Genomic DNA, 18817 nt, shown 5'->3' with positions numbered 1-18817 from the left:
TTCCCACTAGCGAGTGAGTCTTCCAGTAAGCAATCGATTTGAATTAAACAACTTGGACAATTTTTTTGCTGTCGCCATTATGTCCTTCGCGTCAAATAAAGCCGAAATCACCGCCAGCGCATCTGCACCTGCATGCACTAACGATGCGGCATTGTGCAGGGTGATGCCACCGATTGCTACCAGTGGCACGGCAAGTTCGACACGCGCCTGCTGCAATAATTCAATATCTGCCACTTCAGCATTAGGCTTTATGGTCGAGGGGAAAAATGCTCCGAATGCCACGTAATCCGCACCTGCATGAACTGCATCTTGAGCCAGTGACAGACGGTTATAGCAAGAAACGCCAATGATTTTATGTATTCCCAGTGCGGCACGCGCCGTATCAACGCTATTATCCGCTACGCCTAAATGCACACCATCCGCATCCACGTGCGCCGCCAGTTGTACATCGTCATTTACAATAAATGTTATGGCAAATTCACGCGTCAGTTTGCGTAAGGCGTGAGCCTGTTCCAATCGCTGCGCAGTATTTGCTGATTTATTGCGATACTGCAGAACCTGTACGTCACCTGCCAGTGCCAGTCGCGCACGATGCAACAAATCTTTGGTATCTGCACAGTCTGGCGTAATAGCGTAAACGCCTTTAATGGCGTACGCTGGATTCATCCTCTTCGTCATCTCGGGCCCAAAATAAACGATCTGGAATGTGCTGTCCCATGCCGGGACGGAAGGCATATTGCAATGCCTGCCAAGTAAACTCCTGAGCCTCTTTCACCGCTTCATTCATCGACAGGCCGTTTGCCAGCAAAGAGGCAATGGCCGAGGCCAAAGTGCAGCCGGAGCCATGGTAAATGCCTGACAGGCGCGCCCAGCTATCGCTACGTACTACGCCGTTCTCGCCGTAAAGAGTGTTAATCACCTTGGGCGTATGCTCGTGTGTGCCCGTCACCAGCACATATTCACAACCAAGCTGCACGATGCGCTTGGCACACTCGGCCAAGTCGGGATTATCTTCGTCATTATCTTCATCTTGAATGAGGCGGCGTGCCTCTATGCTATTCGGTGTCAGGATAGTGGTCTGGGGCAATAACAGTTCACGTAATGCGTCCAACATGTCCTCATCGGCTAGTTCATCGCCGCGGCCAGATGCCAACACCGGGTCAAATACCAACGGAATATCGGGATAGTCTGAAATCACTTCAGCAATCGCCGCAATATTCTCTACGCTGCCCAGCAGACCAATTTTGAACGCCGCCACGGGCATGTCTTCCAGCACTGCGCGTGCCTGATCAGATACCCACTCAGCATCAATTGGCAAGATGTCATCTACCCCACCAGTGTCCTGTACAGTGACTGCTGTCACAACGGACAGGGGATGACAACCCATGCTGGCAATAGTCAGAATATCGGCCTGCAAACCTGCCCCCCCGCTGGGATCAGTGGCACCAAAAGTAAGGACAATAGGCGGGATGTCAGACATGGCAGTAGGTGTCATTGTAAAATACAAAAGAAAAATGCAATTTTAACTGAAATTACTCGCCATGACCCCGAACCCTGAATATAAAACCTATATGTGCCTCATTTGCGGCTGGCTATATGACGAAGCCACTGGCTCCCCGGAAGATGGCATCTTGCCTGGCACGCGCTGGGAAGACGTGCCTATTAACTGGACTTGCCCGGAATGCGGGGCGCGTAAGGAAGATTTTGAAATGATTGAATTTTAATACTCAGCTTTAAAAGCAGCTTGTATTTGCATCAAGTTGAGTGTATAAAAACACATAGTAGGATTGGGTAAGATTAGAACGTAAACCATTTGGGAGACGCTTATCGAGACTGCAATAAATACAATCTGAAGTGAGTATTTCGCCGGAATCAAACCGGATAAGTCGATAACCCATCTATCGACATATAACGCCGCGCAATGCGGCGTTATTATCTCTCAAGCTCAAATCATGTACTTGATTTGCAAAGTAAGCTGCAACCTCATGCCAATGTCCTGACAACACGGATGCCTGTGTAAGAGTTACGACTCGACTGATCGCTCATGAAGCGAACGGCGGAGCGCGCGTCCCTCGGATCAATGATCCAGGAACCGCCGCGCAGCACTCGCCATTCCTGATTGCTAAGAGTGCTTATTGCACCGCCAGACGACCACGCCTTGCCATCTGCCGGAGCCCCCCTGTAGGTATCATGCCATGTATCCTCCACCCATTCCCATACATTTCCCAGCATGTCATGCAACCCAAATGCGTTAGGCGCAAAACTACCGACTGGTGAGGCACGCTTACAACTCCATTCGCTTTTGCTGTCTTGGCAGTTGCAGTTGTTTTTGCCAAGCTCATCACCCCAGTAATATTCCGTTACCGACCCGGCACGGCACGCGTATTCCCATTCCGCTTCAGACAACAAGCGATAGGTCTTGCCCGTTTGGGTTGATAGCCAGCGCACATAGGCTTGCGCGTGAATAAAATTAACATTAGTCACGGGCAGATTGTCACCTGCCCAACCGTTATCTGCAGGGGAATAGGTAGTTTCGCCGGACACGACGAAACGCTTCCATTCCGCCATTGTGACCGGGTATTTTCCTACTGCGAAAGGGCGAGCAATGGTAACTTTATGTTTGTCAGATACTTCGCCCATACGATAGCTGCCTGCCGGTATCACTACCATCTCAGGAGTGTCCGGCGCATCGCGGAAAACTTTGGCAAGCCCGACTTCGTTTGCAGCCGCCATTTGTTCAAGTTGAATTTGTTCTACCGACCAGCACTCTATGCCTAGCGGTCCATTCAGCTCTTTCTTCTGTTCCCTAAGCTTTGCCTGGGCCTGTGCATGTTCCTCCGCCAGATAGATGAGACAGGCGACCTCTTCATTAGCAGAAGCCTGCACCCATTCCTTTTCCACTAGGCCATCTTGGGTGATGGCATTAATAAGGTGGCTACCCGCAGGCAGAAAAAAGCGTCGGGGTGTGTTTTTATCCAGTTGACCCTGATCGTCGCCATTTACCGTGAGATAGCAGTCCATGTCGGACTCAAGCAGCAAAGCAACCTGCAGGGGCGCAGCAGCAGTTTTAACAGGAGACTCGTTGCCGAAATCCGGATTCTTGAGATGGTCTTCTTGTTGTTCGTTAATCATTAATGCCATCCAGTGTTAAAAGAATTGAAGAAGAAATGGTAAAGGTTCAGGAACGCCTCTAAAAATTCAGAAATTTACAAGAATCTGCTACGCAGATGTTCGCAAATTTTTATTTTTTGAAAATGCACTTCAATGAATTAACTGCCGTTTACGGCAGCGTCCTGGCGAGACGAAGGCCGAAATTAAAATTCCTTATTGTCGGCACACTCCCATGACGATGGGCACAGCGCGCGTACCTCGGAAAGCTACTCCAAGAACCGCCGCGCATCACGCGACCAAGCTGGTTACCTCCAGACGACCAAGGCTTCCCATCGGCCGGAGCCCCTTCGTAATTATCATGCCATATGTCCTCCAACCATTCCCATATGTTTCCCAGCATGTCATGCAGCCCAAAAGTATTGGGCGAAAAGCTACCCACAGGCGAGGCACGTTTACGACTCCATTCGCTCCCGCTGTCTTGACAGTTACAATTGTTATGCCCTATCTCATTACCCCAGTAATATTCCGTCACCGACCCGGCACGGCAGGCATATTCCCATTCCGCTTCAGACAACAAGCGATAGGTCTTGCCCGTTTGGGTTGATAACCAGCGCGCGTAGTTCTGCGCGTCAAACCAACTAACATTGGTAACCGGCAAGTTATCGCCCTCCCAATCATTATCCGAGGGCAAATAGGATATCTCGCCCTTTTCGACATAACACTTCCATTCCGCTACCGTAACCGGATATTTACCTATTGCAAAAGGGCGAGTAATGGTAACCTTGTATTTATTAAATGCTTCCCCCCTGCGATAGCTACCTGCCGGTATCACCACCATTTCGGGAGCATCCGGCCCATCACGGAATACTTTGGCAAGTCCAACTTCTGTTGCCGCCGCCATTTGCTCCTGTTGTATCTGATCCACCGACCAACATTCTATGCCCAGCGGCTTGCCCACTTCTTCTTCACGTTTTGCTTGTAGCTGGGCATACTCTTCCGCCAGTTGAATCAAGCAGACAACCTGCTCTTCGTGATATAAATCCTGAGTCCATTCTTTTTCCAGCAGACCATCTTGCGTGATGACGTTGATAAGATGGCTGCCTAGGGGCAGCACGATGCTGAGTGGAGTATTTTTCTGCAGTGCACCATGGTTATCGCTATTCACCATGAGACGGCAGTTCATGTCGGTCTTGAGTAGCAATATAGCTTCACGACAGCGCTCAGTTTTTTGCGGTTTTTGTTCTTCCATATTAGCCACCCAATTACCTCTTGCCACATACCGCTAACTTTGATGACGACAACCGAGTCAGCCTTTGCTAGGAGTGCAATCTTCTGAGACGATACAAAAGCGAAAGAGCAGTTATCGCACCAAGATTAAATTGAGATTGCTCCAGTATTGTTCGTCACTCAAGTGAGATTAAATATCGAAAGGGTCAAAAACAGGAGGGAATCAGTTAATCGGCCGGTTCATCCAGCGTGCTGGCAATACGGAACCCAAAATCGTCGTATCGGCTTGACGTTACGGCTCGAGCGCGGCTGGCGGAGCGCGCAAGTTTCGGGCTGCAATCCCAAGAACCCCCACGTACCACGCGTCCCTGCTGGTTACCTCCATACGTCCAAGTTGTCTCGTCTGCTGGAGCCCCCTCGTAATTATTATGCCAATGGTCCTCCACCCATTCCCACACATTTCCCGACATGTCATGCACACCGAAAACGTTAGGCGCGAAACTTTCTACTCGCGAAGCACGTTTACAACTCCATTTGCTCCCGCTATCTTGGCAGTTACAGTTATTTTCGCCTATTTCATCGCCCCAGTAATACTCAGTCACAGAACCAGCACGGCAAACGTATTCCCACTCCGATTCAGTCAGCAAGCGGTAAGTCTGACCAGTCTGGGCAGTAAGCCAACGCGCATAATCCTGAGCGTCAAACCAACTGACGTTAGTGACTGGCAGGGTGTCACCTATCCATCCATTATCAGAGGGACGATGGGGAGGGATTTCCGGCTCAACGTAGGGCTTCACTTCGCTGCCATCACCTGGTGCACCAAAATAAACGCTCATCGGTTCCTCGATAATGACACTCTTCGCATCAACGAATCTTTTCCATTCCTCTACCGTAACTGGATATTTGCCTACGGCAAAAGAACGAGTAATGGTGACCTTATGTTTATCAGATACGTCGCCCATTCGATAGCTGCCCGCCGGTATCACCACCATTTCCGGGTAATCCGGCCCATCACGGAACTCTGGGGCAAGCCCCGCTTTTTTCGCCGCCTCCAGTTGTTCCTGCCGTATCTGCTCAGCCGACAAACATTCTATGCCCAGCGGCTCCCGCATTTCCTCTTCTAGTATTGCTCGTGCTTGGGCGTGTTCTTCCGCCAGATGAATGCAATGCACGACCTCTTCTTCCCGATATAACGGCTGCACCCATTCCTTTCCCACCAGACCATCTTGCGTAGCGGCATGAATAAGAGGGTACCCCAATGGCAATACGAAGCTGCGGGGGCGATCTCTTTCCAATATACCCTGATCCTCGCCATCAACCATGATGTGGCAATCCATGTCCGTCTCCAGCAGCAAAGTGGCTACCTGGCTGTGTTTGGCTTCCTGATGTTTTTGCTCTTCCTGTTCAATCACCTAATCATCTCCCTTGCAAATTTCTGATTTTGATAGCGATCACCATATCACTTTAACAGAGTAAGGTAATATGCTGGGCACGACAAACCCGAGTAGGGCATTCCCGCCCAGATTAAGTTCCTTCGGAAGGTTTCCAGATTTTGCGTTGATCATGGTGCAATCCAATGTCAAAAAGTGGAGTAGAAGTGAAAATAAGATTCAATACCTAAGCCATTTCTTTACAGCGTCCTGGCAACACGAAAGCCAATACCGTAGTTCCGGATTGAAGGCTCAATCCATAAACGAAGGGGAGAACGCGCGTCCCGCGGATCGCTATCCCAGCAACCGCCACGTAACACACGCCACTGCCGGTTGCCTTCGGACATCCAAGCCGTCCCGTCGTTCGGAGCCCCTTCGTAATTTTCATGCCATGGGTCCTCCACCCATTCCCATGCGTTTCCCAGCATGTCATACAGGCCAAAAGCGTTAGGTTTAAAGCTCCCCACGGGCGAGGCACTTTTACAGCTCCATTCGCTCTCGCTGTCTTGACAATTGCAATTGTTATGACCTACCTCATCACCCCAGTAATATTCAGTCACTGACCCTGCACGACATGCGTATTCCCATTCCGCCTCAGTCAGTAAGCGGTAGGTATGGCCTGTCTGAGTCGATAGCCAACGCACATAATCCTGCGCATCAAACCAATTGACATTGGTCACCGGCAAATCACTGTTAGTCTCTTTAACATAACTCAAAACTTCGTGATGCAATTCAGTTGCCTTCGTAGGGGTTTTGAGTAAAACCTTGTTATGCCCGCGAACTGTACCTGTACCCGCCAAATACCCCGCTCCAATACCAGGCAATACCTCATCTTCAGGCCGCAACCTCTCGACGAAACGCTTCCACTCTTCCACCGTAACCAGATATTTCCCTACTGCAAAGGGACGCGCAAAGGTAACCTTATGCTTCTCAAATACTTCGCCCATGCCATAACTTCCCGCCGGTAGCACCACCATTTCAGGAGTATCCGATCTATCGCGGAATGCTATTGCTTCAAATCCAGCTTCCTTCGCCGCCAATATTTGTGCTTGTTGTATTTGTTCCGCCGACCAGCACTCTATACCCACAGACTGGTTCAACTCTTCAATTTTTTGATCATTTTTCATGATATCTCCGTGGCTTAATATAGGCAATCGCACGGACTGACAGTCCCGCAGGCACTGGGCCAAGAGCCACAACACAGGGAAATTTTCTCTCTTTTAGGGCAACGCTCCAGCCATGCCATATGAAATTTTCGGTTGATTTAAGCAGCCCTACTCACTTTCCAGAATAGCCTAAAGTAGCCCTTTCAGTCAACAGAAAGTATGGCGAGTAAATAAACTGTCCGAACATATAACACATGATTAATCCAGCATAATTCGGCCCTAGGCAGTTGCCGGTCTTTGCTCGTACCCAATTGATTACATTGATGCGCCTATTATTTAGGCAAATGCATTGATATATAATAATCAATACCTTATGCACAGCCAAACCTGAAGTCCGACAGATAACGAACTTACTCGCCACATTTATTGCTAAATAGCTAATAGTCGAGGAGCCCGCAGCGATGTTCTCTGTCTGCTAAACAAAAATGAAATTGCTGCCGTCTCTGGTCATTCTGAAAATGCGTGACTCAGTTCTGGTAGCTCACACCGACAAATATCGTTCGTCCTGGTAATGGATAAGCGTTATATTTTCCCGGAGTAAATTGGCTGCTTACCGCATAATTAAAATATTTCCGGTCAAATAAATTGTTCACTGACGTGCTTAACTGCCAAGGACCGGTTTTATGTACAAGCTTAATATCAGCAACCGTATATGCAGGAATCTTTTTTCCTAAAGTATTCGCCTCATCGTTGTCCATGAACGGTGAATCAACGTAGGTGACCGATGAATTCAATAATGTTTGTTCGCTTATTGCCCATGCTGCGCCTAGATTCAACTTTTGCCTAGGGACCAATGGAACCCTCTTGTCTGCAATATTCACGTTAGTTTGCGTGAATGCCCCACCGGCCAAAACACCGCTTAAAAATTTTGCATCGATATAGGTATAGGCTGCATTTAATGCAAGCTGGGGTAATGCCTGCCATTTTCCATCCAATTCAAAACCCCTGCGTCGTGTCGGCGGCAAATTGGTATTGCCAATACCCGTGGTGAATGGATCAAGATGGATTTCATCACGCGTTTTGTTATTGAACAAGGCCGCTCGCCAGTTCCCTTTATGAATGCGCTGATCCACACTGAGCTCCATATTGTCAGAGGTCTGAGGGCGCAAAAACTGAAATTGATTGGTAAAGGTTGGCGATGATTCGTAAATTTCATCTATATTTGCAAAACGGAAGCTACGCCCAACTTTCCCATGTAATGCCACTCCACGATCAAGTTGATGGCGCAGACCAAGTTCATAAGCATTTTTTGATGCCTTAAAAGAACCCGGTGTAGCAGCAGAGCCAAATGCCGCACCAGGAGCGGCCGCGTTGAAAATATCATTCGCGTCTATAGTGATCCGTTCATTACGCACCCCGGCCAAGAGGGATGTTGCTTTTGATAAATGCGTCGTATTTTGTAAATACCAAGCGCTATTTTGCTGGTCCATGGATATTTGGTTAATTGGCTGTCCAATATGCGCCGCAGCGTTTGACGTATGCAAGTCATAATTCCAGCGATACACATCAATACCCGCTACCAAGGTGCTATCCCCACCTAATGAATGCGGAACCTTGATGCGAGGTGTAAGCGAAGTCACGTTCAAATCGCTATCGCGGTAATTTGGGAAACCGTTAAAATCAAAATAGGATTTTTGATTCTTGGTGCGGCGTGCTACGCCCACATTAACATCCGTACCAGAAAATCGCTGCTGCCATTCAAGCGCAACTTGATTGCCATCGCGGCTGGCATAGTCCAGCGGGGTAGCAGCGCCACGCGGATCAGTCGCCACCAGGTCAATGCCGGCGCTCGGCTGTACCAGCCGCGCGCCGGGTAGGCGAATGTCCTGTCGATCGATCCCAATTTTCAATGCAAGCTCACCTGCGTCCAACATCCACCGTGTATTTGCCTGCACATTGGTTTGCTCGTTGCGGTTGTTCGCACGGTATCCATCAGAAACTAATTGATTAGCTGTAAAGTCAATTCCAGCTTTACCAGAAAAATAATTAGCATTTGCCTGCACCTCAGCCATACCATAACTACCCGCCTTCACACTGACTTGCCCCGTCGTGCCTGCGTGCGTAGGCGATTTGGTGATGATATTGATTACGCCGTTAGTCGCGCCGTCACCGTACAAGACAGCACCACTGCCACGCATAATCTCAATGCGCTCAATCGAAGCGAATGGGATGGCCGACCACTGAACCCCTGAAAGATCAGCGTTAGTAATGCGCCGCCCATCCAGCAGAATTAGCGTATTTTGTCCGGCAGCTGCGCCAAAACCGCGCAAATCAACTGTGGCTAATGCGGCATTGTTGCCAAATAGATCTCGCGCAGAAATACCAGCTTGCTGCGAAAGCAATTCCGGTATCGTGCGTGCGCTGCTTTTATTGATAGCTTCGCGCGTAATGATGGATACATTAAGTGGCTTGTCAGCGTACGTTTCTTCGAATCGCGACCCGGTGACAATGATAGTTTCGAGCGTAGGATCGTCCGTTATTGCGTAAGCTGATGAAGTAACCGCGCACAAAATGGCGGCGACAAGTTTTTGATGTTTCATTAAGATTTTCCTGAGCGAATTCCAAGGTTCCCCGTTGAAATGTTCAAACACAGGAAATGCACAAGCAAAAGGAAGGAAGTGCTGGCTAACCGACGCGGCTTGCCATCCCGCCGTCCATGCGCCACCCGCAGCATTTCCCGACCTAAAGAACCTCTGGTGAGGCTCCTGTGCTCAAGGCCGGTATCCGGGCTCGCAGGACTAGACGCATCGCCTTCCCATGATTGCTCACAGTGGCTTAACTCAGGTTTTCCATAATTTACGCGTCTTGCATTGGTCGCTTGCTAGTTTCTGTCTACTATGCAAATTTAATCAGCTAGGGAGAAGCCACCGCCTCGATAAACCAGGCCAGCGCCCCGCCTTCCTTACTAAATTTACTTATCAAACAAATACTGCGCGATCATCACGCGAATTCATGAAACATCCAAGTTATCAACACGTCCACACCTGCTTACCGTTGCGGGGGCAGCACAGGCCTGAGGAATAAATTCCCTCACCTGTTTCCCGTTTAACCAGACGCATTCCTGTGTCTGGCACCTTAAGCGGCGCGAAGTATATCAGACGCGAAAGCTTGAATGGTTTTGAGCCAGAACATGCTTTCTTGACGCATGTGTTTTGCAAGAAACACTATCAAATATAGAGAGCTGAAATAAACGGTGAAACTTCATCTTATAAAGCACATCCTAAGAACAATGGTAAAATTATTATTTATGCAAGATTCAAATTAGGACTCTGTACCATGAGCTCACGCAACGAATATTTGTTTGAACAATCGCAGCACGTCATTCCAGGTGGGGTCAACTCGCCAGTACGTGCATTTAAGTCGGTGGGCGGCACACCGCTGTTTTTTAAACGCGGCCAGGGCGCATACGTGTGGGATGCCGACGACAAGCGTTACATCGATTATGTTGGTTCGTGGGGGCCGATGATTGTTGGCCACTGCCATCCTGCCGTGGTCACGGCAGTGCAGGATGCTGCCGCGCAAGGTTTGGGTTTCGGTGCGCCCACTGCGGCCGAACTGGAAATGGCCGAACTGTTGTGCAAGCTTCTTCCCAGCATAGAAATGGTGCGACTGGTGAGTTCCGGTACCGAAGCCACCATGACTGCAATCCGTTTGGCACGCGGCTTTACCGGGCGTAGCCGGATTATTAAATTTGAAGGCTGTTATCACGGCCATTCTGATGGTCTGCTGGTCAAAGCAGGTTCCGGCGCACTGACTTTCGGCCAGCCGAGTTCCTCTGGCGTACCAGCGGAAATCGCGGCGCTGACTACGGTGCTCGACTATAACGATGTGGCTGGGCTGGAGCGTACCTTTTCCGCAATAGGCAACGAGATTGCTGCAGTTATTGTTGAGCCAGTTGCAGGCAACATGAACTTGATTATCCCCAAGCGCGAATTTCTGGATGCGTTGCGTGCGCTGTGTACTAAACATGGTGCAGTGCTTATTCTGGACGAGGTGATGACCGGCTTCCGCGTCAGCCTGCAAGGCGCACAAGGCCATTACGGCATCAAGCCGGATCTGGTCACGCTGGGCAAGGTTATGGGCGGCGGCCTGCCCGCCGCAGCCTTCGGGGGGAGACGTGACATAATGCAATGCTTGGCGCCGCTCGGTGCGGTGTATCAAGCTGGCACCCTGTCCGGCAATCCGGTGGCAGTGGCGGCGGGGTTGGCTACGCTTGAATTAGTGCAGCAGCCGGATTTCTACGAGCACTTAAGCGTGCTGACGCGTCAACTAACCGAGGGCTTGGAACAGGCTGCCAAGCAGCATGGCGTCGATTTTTCCGCCCAATCCATCGGCGGCATGTTCGGTTTGTATTTCCGTGCCACCCCGCCGACCTCTTATGCCGAAGTGATGACCTGCGACAAGGAGGCGTTCAATCGTTTTTTCCATGCCATGCTGGACGAAGGTATATACATGGCGCCATCCGCATTCGAGGCAGGTTTCGTGTCGTCAGCACATACATACGCAGACATTGCGCAGACCATCGCGACTGCCAGCAAAATTTTCGCAGCTTGGTAGCATGGGACTATTTTCGCGCGCTACATTTTTTACCACGGTTAATCATTTGCGCGATTTGCCGGTTCATGGTGGAAGAGAAGTTGCTTTCGCCGGACGTTCTAACGCGGGCAAATCAAGTGCCATCAATACGCTGGCCAACCATGTTCGCTTGGCTTATACCAGTAAAACACCGGGGCGGACCCAGCATCTAAACTATTTTGATTTGGGCGAACATTGCTTTCTGGTGGACTTGCCGGGCTATGGATATGCCAAAGTGCCAGTGGAAATAAGGGCACACTGGGAAGAGCTGCTGAGCGGGTATATACAGACACGGGAGGCATTATGCGGGCTGGTCATCATAATGGATGCGCGACATCCGCTCACCCAGCTGGATGAGCAAATGCTGGATTGGTTTGCACCCACTGGCAAGCCAGTGCACGTGCTACTCACCAAGTCAGATAAACTAAGTCGCCAGCAGGCGAATATGACGCTGAATCGTGTTAAATTGCACCTCGCGGAGCATTTTCCATTTTGTTCGGTGCAGTTATTTTCTAGTCTGAAAAAGATAGGTATGGATGAGGCCGAGGCGGTGATTGCTGGCTGGTTTTCTGCCAAGTAGCAGACAAAAAAATGCCCCCGGCTAATAAGGAAAAGCCAGGGGGCGAAAATGCCTCGACTTTATTGAGCCAAGACAGCCCGCTCAGGGAGGAGAAGCGGGAGATGACTTCTCACCATCTATAACATCAGACTAAATAATGATGAAAGAGTTCCAATATTAAGTAAAAATTTTAGGATTTAAGTTATGCACACACTCGGGCAATATCCACATAAACGGATGCGACGCATGCGCCACGATAAGTTTTCCCGCGCCTTGATGCGTGAAAACGTGCTGACCGCAGCAGATTTCATTTACCCGGTATTCGTACTGGAAGGTTCTAATCGCGAGGAGGCTGTGGCATCCATGCCTGGGGTAAAACGCCAGACCCTGGACAAACTGCTAGTACAAGCTGAAGAGTGCGTCAAACTGGGCATCCCCATGCTTGCCCTGTTCCCTGTGATAGATACTTTGCTCAAGTCGGAAGATGCGCGCGAGGCGCTCAATCCGGACGGACTCGTACCGCGCGTAGTAGCCGCGCTCAAAAAACACTTCCCCGAGCTTGGCCTGATGACTGATATTGCCCTTGACCCCTATACCAGTCACGGACAAGATGGACTAATCGATGCCCACGGCTATGTCATGAACGACGAGACCGTCACCGTCCTGGCACAGCAGGCACAAGTCCACGCACAGGCCGGAGCTGACGTGGTAGCCCCTTCCGACATGATGGACGGGCGTATTGCTGCCGTACGGGTTGCCCTTGACCGCAAAGGATGCAATCACACCCGCATCATGGCCTATTCAGCCAAATATGCTTCCAGCTTCTATGGCCCATTCCGCGATGCGGTTGGCTCCAGTGCCAATCTGGGTACTGGCGACAAGTACACTTATCAAATGGATCCAGCCAATTCCGACGAAGCGCTGTGGGAAGTCGGTCTGGATTTGCAGGAAGGTGCCGACATGGTAATGGTCAAACCGGGCATGCCTTATCTGGACATTGTTCGACGTATCAAAGATGAATTTAAGGCACCAACTTTCGTGTATCAGGTAAGTGGCGAATACGCCATGCTTAAAGCGGCCTCGCAAAACGGCTGGCTGAACGAACAGGCTTGCGTACTGGAATCCTTGCTGTCATTCAAGCGTGCTGGCGCGGACGGCATCCTGACTTACTTTGCCTTAGATGCGGCGCGGTGGTTGAAGCAGGAGTAACTGCGCCGATTAATTCCCGTAGATTTCTGTCGATTGATTAGAACATCTGAATTCCGGCCTTCGCGGAAATGACGAATTGCACTATTTGGTGGCCGACTCCACAGCTAAACAAAGAGGCAATAACCCATGAAAATTGCGACAATTTTTTTACTCGTTTGCAGCAGCCTGTTCGTTTCGGCCTGCAAAACTACCCCAGAAGATCAAGCTCGTTGGGCTGCCTATGAGCATGAGCTAAACACTAAGGTTATAGACCCTCGGCCAATTATTTACGAGATGAGTCCATGAACATTCTGCCAGTTACATTAATAATCCGGCCAATTTCTAAATTAGTTAAGGAGCGAATATGGACATTCACGTCTATGACACTTATGTAAAAGCTAAAGATGGCCACACTATGCACTTTGATGTATTCACTGCGGTGAAGGACGATCAGAAAGCGATCAAATCCGCTAAAGAGTGGCTGACTTCAATCGGTGAAGGCGAAGCACTTATCACGAGCAAAGAATGCAATTTTTGCCACATTCAAAGCGCATCCAACAACGTTATTGAAGCGATTAACAAGGATGGGTACTTCATCTACAAGATGGAAGGTTGTAAGTAATAGAATTCTAGTGCTCCAAAAAGAAGGTTTGGCAAACCGGTCACAACAAATGAGTTCAAATTTTGGTAGCCCAGACCCGTAAATTGTGTCTGGCAACATACAGGAGCCAGTAATGTCTAATAAAAAAGTGATTCAAACCCTTGACGCACCAGCCGCTATTGGCATTTATTCGCAAGCTGTCTGCGTAAACAAAACCGTGTATCTTTCCGGCCAGATCGGGCTGGATCCCAACAGCATGCAAATGGAAGAAGGCATAGAGGCGCAAATTCATCGCGTATTCCAGAACCTGCGCGCGGTGGCCGGTGCTGCCGACAGCAGCTTGAACGATGTTGTGAAGCTCAATGTTTATCTCACTGACATAAACAGCTTCACCAAAGTGAACGAAATCATGACGTCCTATTTCCATCAACCCTACCCGGCACGCGCGGTGGTAGGTGTGGCGGCATTGCCGCGAGGCGCGCTGGTGGAGATGGATGGCATATTATGCTTGCAGGACTAGGCATACACCTCCTGTGCTATCCCTGTTTTGCAGTATTTCAAACGTGCTTCCCGCCAGCATTCCTGTAGCCACATTAACCAAGCTCGCAAAACTTGGTATTCGCAACCGCTTCGATCTGGTGCTGCATTTGCCGCTACGTTACGAGGACGAAACTCGGGTAACGCAAATCGTCGCGCTTGTGCATGGTGTGAGCGCGCAAGTGGAAGGCGAGATCATCCACAATGAGGTAACGTTTCGCCCACGTCGCAGCCTCATATGTCAGTTGCAGGACAGTAGCGGCGTGCTGCATCTAAGATTTTTGAATTTCTACCCAAGCCAGCAGAAGCAACTCGAAGTAGGGAAAAAAATCCGTGCCTTGGGTGAAGTGCGCATGGGTTATTTCGGCATGGAGATGGTGCACCCAAAGTGTCGCGTCGCGGGTGAAAGCACACCGCTAAAACAAGCGCTGACACCTGTGTACCCCACTACCGCAGGCCTGCCGCAAGCTACGCTGAGCAAGCACATTCAGGCTGCCTTGAACGAGCTTGAACTGCCTGACACACTACCAGCAGCTTTGCTCGCACGCTTGAAGCTTTCCAGCTTTGCCGACAGCGTAAGGTTGTTGCACAATCCTCCGCCCGACATTGATGAGGATACGCTGCTTAAACGCACCCATCACGCTTGGTTGCGCATCAAGTTTGATGAATTGTTGGCGCAGCAACTTTCCATGCGAATACATTACCGCAAGCGGCAAAGTCGCAATGCGCCGCGCCTGCGCGCACTCGGCCATTATACGCAGCGACTGTTGCAGACTTTAACCTTTAGTCTCACCGCCGCCCAACAAAAAACCTTGCGCGAAATCAGTCGCGATCTTGAAAAAGCGCATCCGATGCAGCGTCTGCTGCAAGGCGATGTGGGCAGTGGTAAAACCATTGTTGCGCTACTGGCCGCCTTGCAGGCGATAGAAAATGGCTATCAGGTGGCTTTGATGTCGCCCACCGAAATACTTGCCGAACAGCACTATCACAAATTGCGTGATTGGCTGGAGCCGCTTGGCATCAATCCCGTATGGCTTTCTGGCAGCCTGAAGAAAAAAGATAAGCAAGCCGCTATCGAACGTATCGCGCAAGGCGAAACGCAGTTGGCCATCGGCACGCACGCATTGTTTCAGGATCAAGTTACATTCCCCAAGCTGGGATTGGTTATCGTGGACGAGCAGCATAAATTCGGCGTGCAGCAACGTTTAGCGCTGCGCGGCAAGGGCGACGAGCCGCACCAGTTGATGATGAGTGCGACACCCATCCCGCGTACTTTAGCGATGAGTTATTACGCCGATCTCGACGTATCAGTCATCGACGAATTGCCACCAGGGCGCACGCCTGTTATCACTAAACTTGTGAGCGATAACAGGCGCGAAGAGGTGCTTGCGCGCGTTCGCCAAGCCTGCCTCGCAGGGCAGCAGGCTTATTGGGTATGCCCGCTGATTGATGAATCGGATACGCTGGAATTACAGGCCGCGCTGGAAACACACCAGAGGCTGGCACAAGCACTGCCTGATCTGCGAGTAGGTCTGGTGCATGGCAAACTGAATACCGCCGAGAAAATACGCGCGATGGCCGCATTCAAAACGGGTGAAACTCATCTCTTGGTGGCAACCACGGTGGTCGAAGTCGGCGTGGATGTACCCAATGCCGCCATGATGGTGATTGAACATGCCGAACGTATGGGACTGGCTCAGCTGCACCAGTTGCGTGGACGCGTCGGGCGCGGTGCTGCACAGAGTTTGTGCATTTTGCTATTTCAACAACCGCTTTCCGAATTAGCGCGCGCGCGCCTGAAAATAATTTACGAAAACACGGATGGTTTTGAAATCGCTCAGCAGGATTTGAGCCTGCGCGGCCCGGGTGAGCTGTTGGGCGCACGCCAAAGCGGCGTCCCCATGCTGCGTTTTGCCGATGTCACCGAAGATGCTGCTTTGCTCAATTGCGCGCAAGCTATTGCTGACGAAATGCTGTGTGATTTTCAGCAGGAAGCACGTGCACACTTGCAGCGATGGATGGCGAATAGACAAGATTATCTGCATGTCTGATACTTATTCGGCGCGTGTTTTGGGAATAGAATCCTGGCGCACCTTCCTGCCTGATATCGACGCGGGCTATGCGCCTTGGCTGCATACCGATGGATCCCTTACATTGCGCATTCAGCAACGTTGCGATAACTTCAGGGTGTGTAACGTACATAACCGTCTGGCAACAGCCGCGTATGATGAAACGGCGCTGCTTGGCGTGCCAGCCCAGCAAAAAATTTATACGCGTGAGGTGTTTTTGTATGCCGATGACAAACCCGTGGTGTACGCGCACAGCGTGGTTGCGGCGCGGCATTTGTGCGGTGCATGGCACGCGCTGCGAAATTTGGGCAATCGTCCATTAGGCGCACTATTGTTTGCCCACCCGCTGGTGCAACGCTCAGTGCTGCATTTTCACGCGCTTAAGCCTAATCATCCGCTCTATCGACGCGCTGCCGTTGCTCTCGACATGCCACCCCAAAAACTATGGGCACGGCGTTCGCTATTCATCTTGCGCAATGCGCCGTTGTTGGTGACGGAAATTTTTTTGCCGGATATTCTTACGCTGAAAAAATGAAATTCAACGAGCGAATAAATCTGTATATCCAGCTAACGAGGCTCAACCGCCCCATTGGCATCCTGCTGCTGCTGTGGCCTACATTGTGGGGGGTGTGGATCGCGGGCAACGGCCAGCCGGCATGGAACATCGTCGCTATTTTTGTGCTCGGCACAGTCTTGATGCGCTCTGCAGGCTGCGCTATCAATGACCATGCCGACCGTGATTTCGACAAGCAGGTAAAGCGTACCCAAGATCGCCCTCTCACCAGTGGAAAACTCGCACCGAAAGAGGCGCTGTGGCTGGCGGCTGGGCTGTCGCTCCTCGCCTTTCTGCTGATTTTGCCGCTCAATGGATTGACACTGCTATTGTCTATTCCCGCTCTGTTCTTTGCCGCCAGCTACCCCTATACCAAACGTTTCTTTGCCATTCCACAAGCTTACCTCGGTATCGCATTCGGCTTTGGTATCCCGATGACATTCGCAGCACAACTCGGCAGCGTTCCCGCCATAGCATGGTGGTTGTTAATCGCTAATGTATTTTGGGCGATTGCTTACGACACAGAATACGCGATGGTGGATCGGGACGACGACATACACATAGGCATCCACTCTTCCGCGCTGTTCTTCGGAAAATACGACATAGCGGCGGTGATGGTCTGTTATGGCGTTACTCTGGCCATACTCACCGCAGTTGGCAGTTCGCTCGGGCTAGGCATGGTCTACTACATCGGCTTACTGTGTGCGGCAGGCATCGCCATCTACCACTACACTTTGATTCGCAAACGTCAGCGCGAAGCTTGCTTCAAGGCTTTCCTGCACAACAACTGGTTTGGTGCTGCGGTGTTTGTGGGAATTGCGCTGGATTATTTGCTGCGCTTGACGAGAGCTTCGTAGTTGAACTTGAACTCATGATGGCTGGCTGGAAGCTCTATTCTGCAAATTCAATGGCAAAGCCCATTGATAGCACTCGAATTTCGGCATTTAACCGATCAAGTAATTGGAATAAATGGGGAATAAATGGGGTCTACCATTCTTTATTTAACCATTTATTTACCCATCCAGCCCCTTGAATTCGTACCGATCAGAAAGTAGAAAATGACCCAGAGAATTGCCGGTAGCTTAGAGGTGCTGGATCTTGTCCGAGGAATAGCGCGGCTGAACCCCAATAAACCCGCGAGCACTTGGAGGGGAGAAGCAACTGCACATGTTGCTTCTCGCGGCGTCGCAACGAATACGGTTTTTGCTCACCTAGTTGGTAAGAACACACCGCATACCCTGAGTGCAGCGGAAATTGACCATTTAGTCGCAGCATGGATTAGAGATGAATCGCATGATTTGAAAAACTGGATGCTCAAGTCTTGTGACAAATCTGACGCAATTCGAGTTGCTCAGTTCTTTACTGCGGCACACCCGACCCCTTTGGCCTCAGATATCAATGAACCTAAAGAAACCGAAAGACATCTTGTAACAACCTACCGTGTCCTTAGAGACACGGCGCTGGCTCGTCGCATAAAGGCAGACCGAGATTACAAATGCCAAATTTGCCAAGAGCGCATTCTCCTTGGAGACGGCACTCCTTACGCCGAGGCTCACCACGTAAATCCGTTAGGCAATTCACACAATGGCCCAGACGACCCAAGTAATATTGTTTGTGTCTGCCCAAATTGCCATGTAAAACTAGACTACGGTGCCATAAAAATGGATCAAGTGCTATTCGCCAATGTTCACTCCGAATTCATCGACTACCACAACACCGTCATCTGCAAATTCGATGGTAGACCCCATTTATTTTGAACCAATACATTGGAGTGCCGTTCAGCCTGATAACAGTAACGAAA

17 protein-coding genes and 1 riboswitch are annotated in these 18817 nt (G+C 50.3%); of the genes, 10 read left to right on the top strand and 7 right to left on the bottom strand.

From position 1 onward, the window contains the following. Nucleotides 1–6: 6 nt before the first annotated feature. Nucleotides 7–666, bottom strand: a complete 660-nt coding sequence (gene thiE, locus MJ768_RS05870; RefSeq protein ID WP_239288854.1) for a thiamine phosphate synthase — start codon at nucleotides 664–666, stop codon at nucleotides 7–9. Continuing rightward, entirely contained in the window at nucleotides 644–1480 is an 837-nt protein-coding gene (gene thiD, locus MJ768_RS05865; protein ID WP_239288913.1) for a bifunctional hydroxymethylpyrimidine kinase/phosphomethylpyrimidine kinase, read from the bottom strand. Before thiD ends, thiE begins: the two co-directional genes overlap by 23 nt. Before the next feature lie 61 nt (nucleotides 1481–1541). Between thiD and MJ768_RS05860 the strand changes: the two genes are divergently transcribed. Further along, a complete protein-coding gene (locus MJ768_RS05860) occupies nucleotides 1542–1724 on the top strand; it encodes a rubredoxin (protein WP_239234493.1) in 183 nt (60 codons plus the stop codon). 259 nt (nucleotides 1725–1983) lie between these two features. Here the strand turns inward: MJ768_RS05860 and MJ768_RS05855 are convergent, their stop codons facing one another. The 5 genes from MJ768_RS05855 to MJ768_RS05835 all read right to left on the bottom strand — a co-directional run bounded on the left by MJ768_RS05855 (nucleotide 1984) and on the right by MJ768_RS05835 (nucleotide 9474). Beyond that, nucleotides 1984–3132 (bottom strand): formylglycine-generating enzyme family protein, encoded by a 1149-nt coding sequence (locus tag MJ768_RS05855; RefSeq protein WP_239288852.1) that lies wholly within the window; start codon nucleotides 3130–3132, stop codon nucleotides 1984–1986. 148 nt (nucleotides 3133–3280) lie between these two features. Continuing rightward, on the bottom strand, nucleotides 3281–4360 hold the full coding sequence (locus MJ768_RS05850; RefSeq protein WP_239288850.1) for a formylglycine-generating enzyme family protein: 1080 nt from the start codon (nucleotides 4358–4360) through the stop codon (nucleotides 3281–3283). Between the two features lie 205 nt (nucleotides 4361–4565). Next, nucleotides 4566–5750, bottom strand: a complete 1185-nt coding sequence (locus MJ768_RS05845) for a formylglycine-generating enzyme family protein (RefSeq protein ID WP_239288848.1) — start codon at nucleotides 5748–5750, stop codon at nucleotides 4566–4568. 218 nt (nucleotides 5751–5968) lie between these two features. Then, a complete protein-coding gene (locus MJ768_RS05840) occupies nucleotides 5969–6895 on the bottom strand; it encodes a formylglycine-generating enzyme family protein (RefSeq protein WP_239288846.1) in 927 nt (308 codons plus the stop codon). 506 nt (nucleotides 6896–7401) lie between these two features. Beyond that, nucleotides 7402–9474 carry a TonB-dependent receptor gene (locus MJ768_RS05835; protein ID WP_239288844.1) on the bottom strand — a complete coding sequence of 691 codons (2073 nt, stop codon included), beginning with the start codon at nucleotides 9472–9474 and terminating at the stop codon, nucleotides 7402–7404. Between the two features lie 326 nt (nucleotides 9475–9800). Continuing rightward, nucleotides 9801–10027, bottom strand: a riboswitch (cobalamin riboswitch). Nucleotides 10028–10210: 183 nt separating this feature from the next. On the opposite strand from MJ768_RS05835, the gene hemL reads away from it, so the two are divergent. From hemL to MJ768_RS05790, 9 genes are all read left to right on the top strand, one after another. Further along, nucleotides 10211–11491: a glutamate-1-semialdehyde 2,1-aminomutase gene (hemL, locus tag MJ768_RS05830; protein WP_239288842.1), complete on the top strand. Its 1281-nt coding sequence runs from the start codon at nucleotides 10211–10213 to the stop codon at nucleotides 11489–11491. Between the two features lies 1 nt (nucleotide 11492). Next, nucleotides 11493–12089, top strand: a complete 597-nt coding sequence (gene yihA / locus MJ768_RS05825) for a ribosome biogenesis GTP-binding protein YihA/YsxC (protein ID WP_239288840.1) — start codon at nucleotides 11493–11495, stop codon at nucleotides 12087–12089. A 183-nt stretch (nucleotides 12090–12272) separates the two neighbouring features. After that, on the top strand, nucleotides 12273–13277 hold the full coding sequence (hemB, locus tag MJ768_RS05820) for a porphobilinogen synthase (protein WP_239288838.1): 1005 nt from the start codon (nucleotides 12273–12275) through the stop codon (nucleotides 13275–13277). A 343-nt stretch (nucleotides 13278–13620) separates the two neighbouring features. After that, nucleotides 13621–13878, top strand: a complete 258-nt coding sequence (locus MJ768_RS05815) for a DUF2024 family protein (RefSeq protein WP_239288837.1) — start codon at nucleotides 13621–13623, stop codon at nucleotides 13876–13878. A gap of 112 nt (nucleotides 13879–13990) precedes the next feature. After that, on the top strand, nucleotides 13991–14377 hold the full coding sequence (locus MJ768_RS05810; protein WP_239288836.1) for a RidA family protein: 387 nt from the start codon (nucleotides 13991–13993) through the stop codon (nucleotides 14375–14377). Further along, nucleotides 14352–16445, top strand: coding sequence for an ATP-dependent DNA helicase RecG (gene recG, locus MJ768_RS05805; RefSeq protein ID WP_239288835.1), 2094 nt, complete (start codon nucleotides 14352–14354; stop codon nucleotides 16443–16445). The genes MJ768_RS05810 and recG overlap by 26 nt, the downstream gene beginning before the upstream one ends. Further along, entirely contained in the window at nucleotides 16438–16998 is a 561-nt protein-coding gene (locus tag MJ768_RS05800) for a chorismate--pyruvate lyase family protein (RefSeq protein WP_239288833.1), read from the top strand. The genes recG and MJ768_RS05800 overlap by 8 nt, the downstream gene beginning before the upstream one ends. Continuing rightward, nucleotides 16995–17873, top strand: coding sequence for a 4-hydroxybenzoate octaprenyltransferase (ubiA, locus tag MJ768_RS05795; protein WP_239288831.1), 879 nt, complete (start codon nucleotides 16995–16997; stop codon nucleotides 17871–17873). The genes MJ768_RS05800 and ubiA overlap by 4 nt, the downstream gene beginning before the upstream one ends. A gap of 201 nt (nucleotides 17874–18074) precedes the next feature. Further along, nucleotides 18075–18773 carry an HNH endonuclease gene (locus MJ768_RS05790; RefSeq protein WP_239288829.1) on the top strand — a complete coding sequence of 233 codons (699 nt, stop codon included), beginning with the start codon at nucleotides 18075–18077 and terminating at the stop codon, nucleotides 18771–18773. Nucleotides 18774–18817 lie beyond the last annotated feature (44 nt).

This window comes from Candidatus Nitrotoga sp. 1052, assembly GCF_927312905.1.
Classification (GTDB): domain Bacteria; phylum Pseudomonadota; class Gammaproteobacteria; order Burkholderiales; family Gallionellaceae; genus Nitrotoga.
Note: the sequence above shows the minus strand (reverse complement) of the source record. Positions and strands in the feature narration are given on the sequence as shown.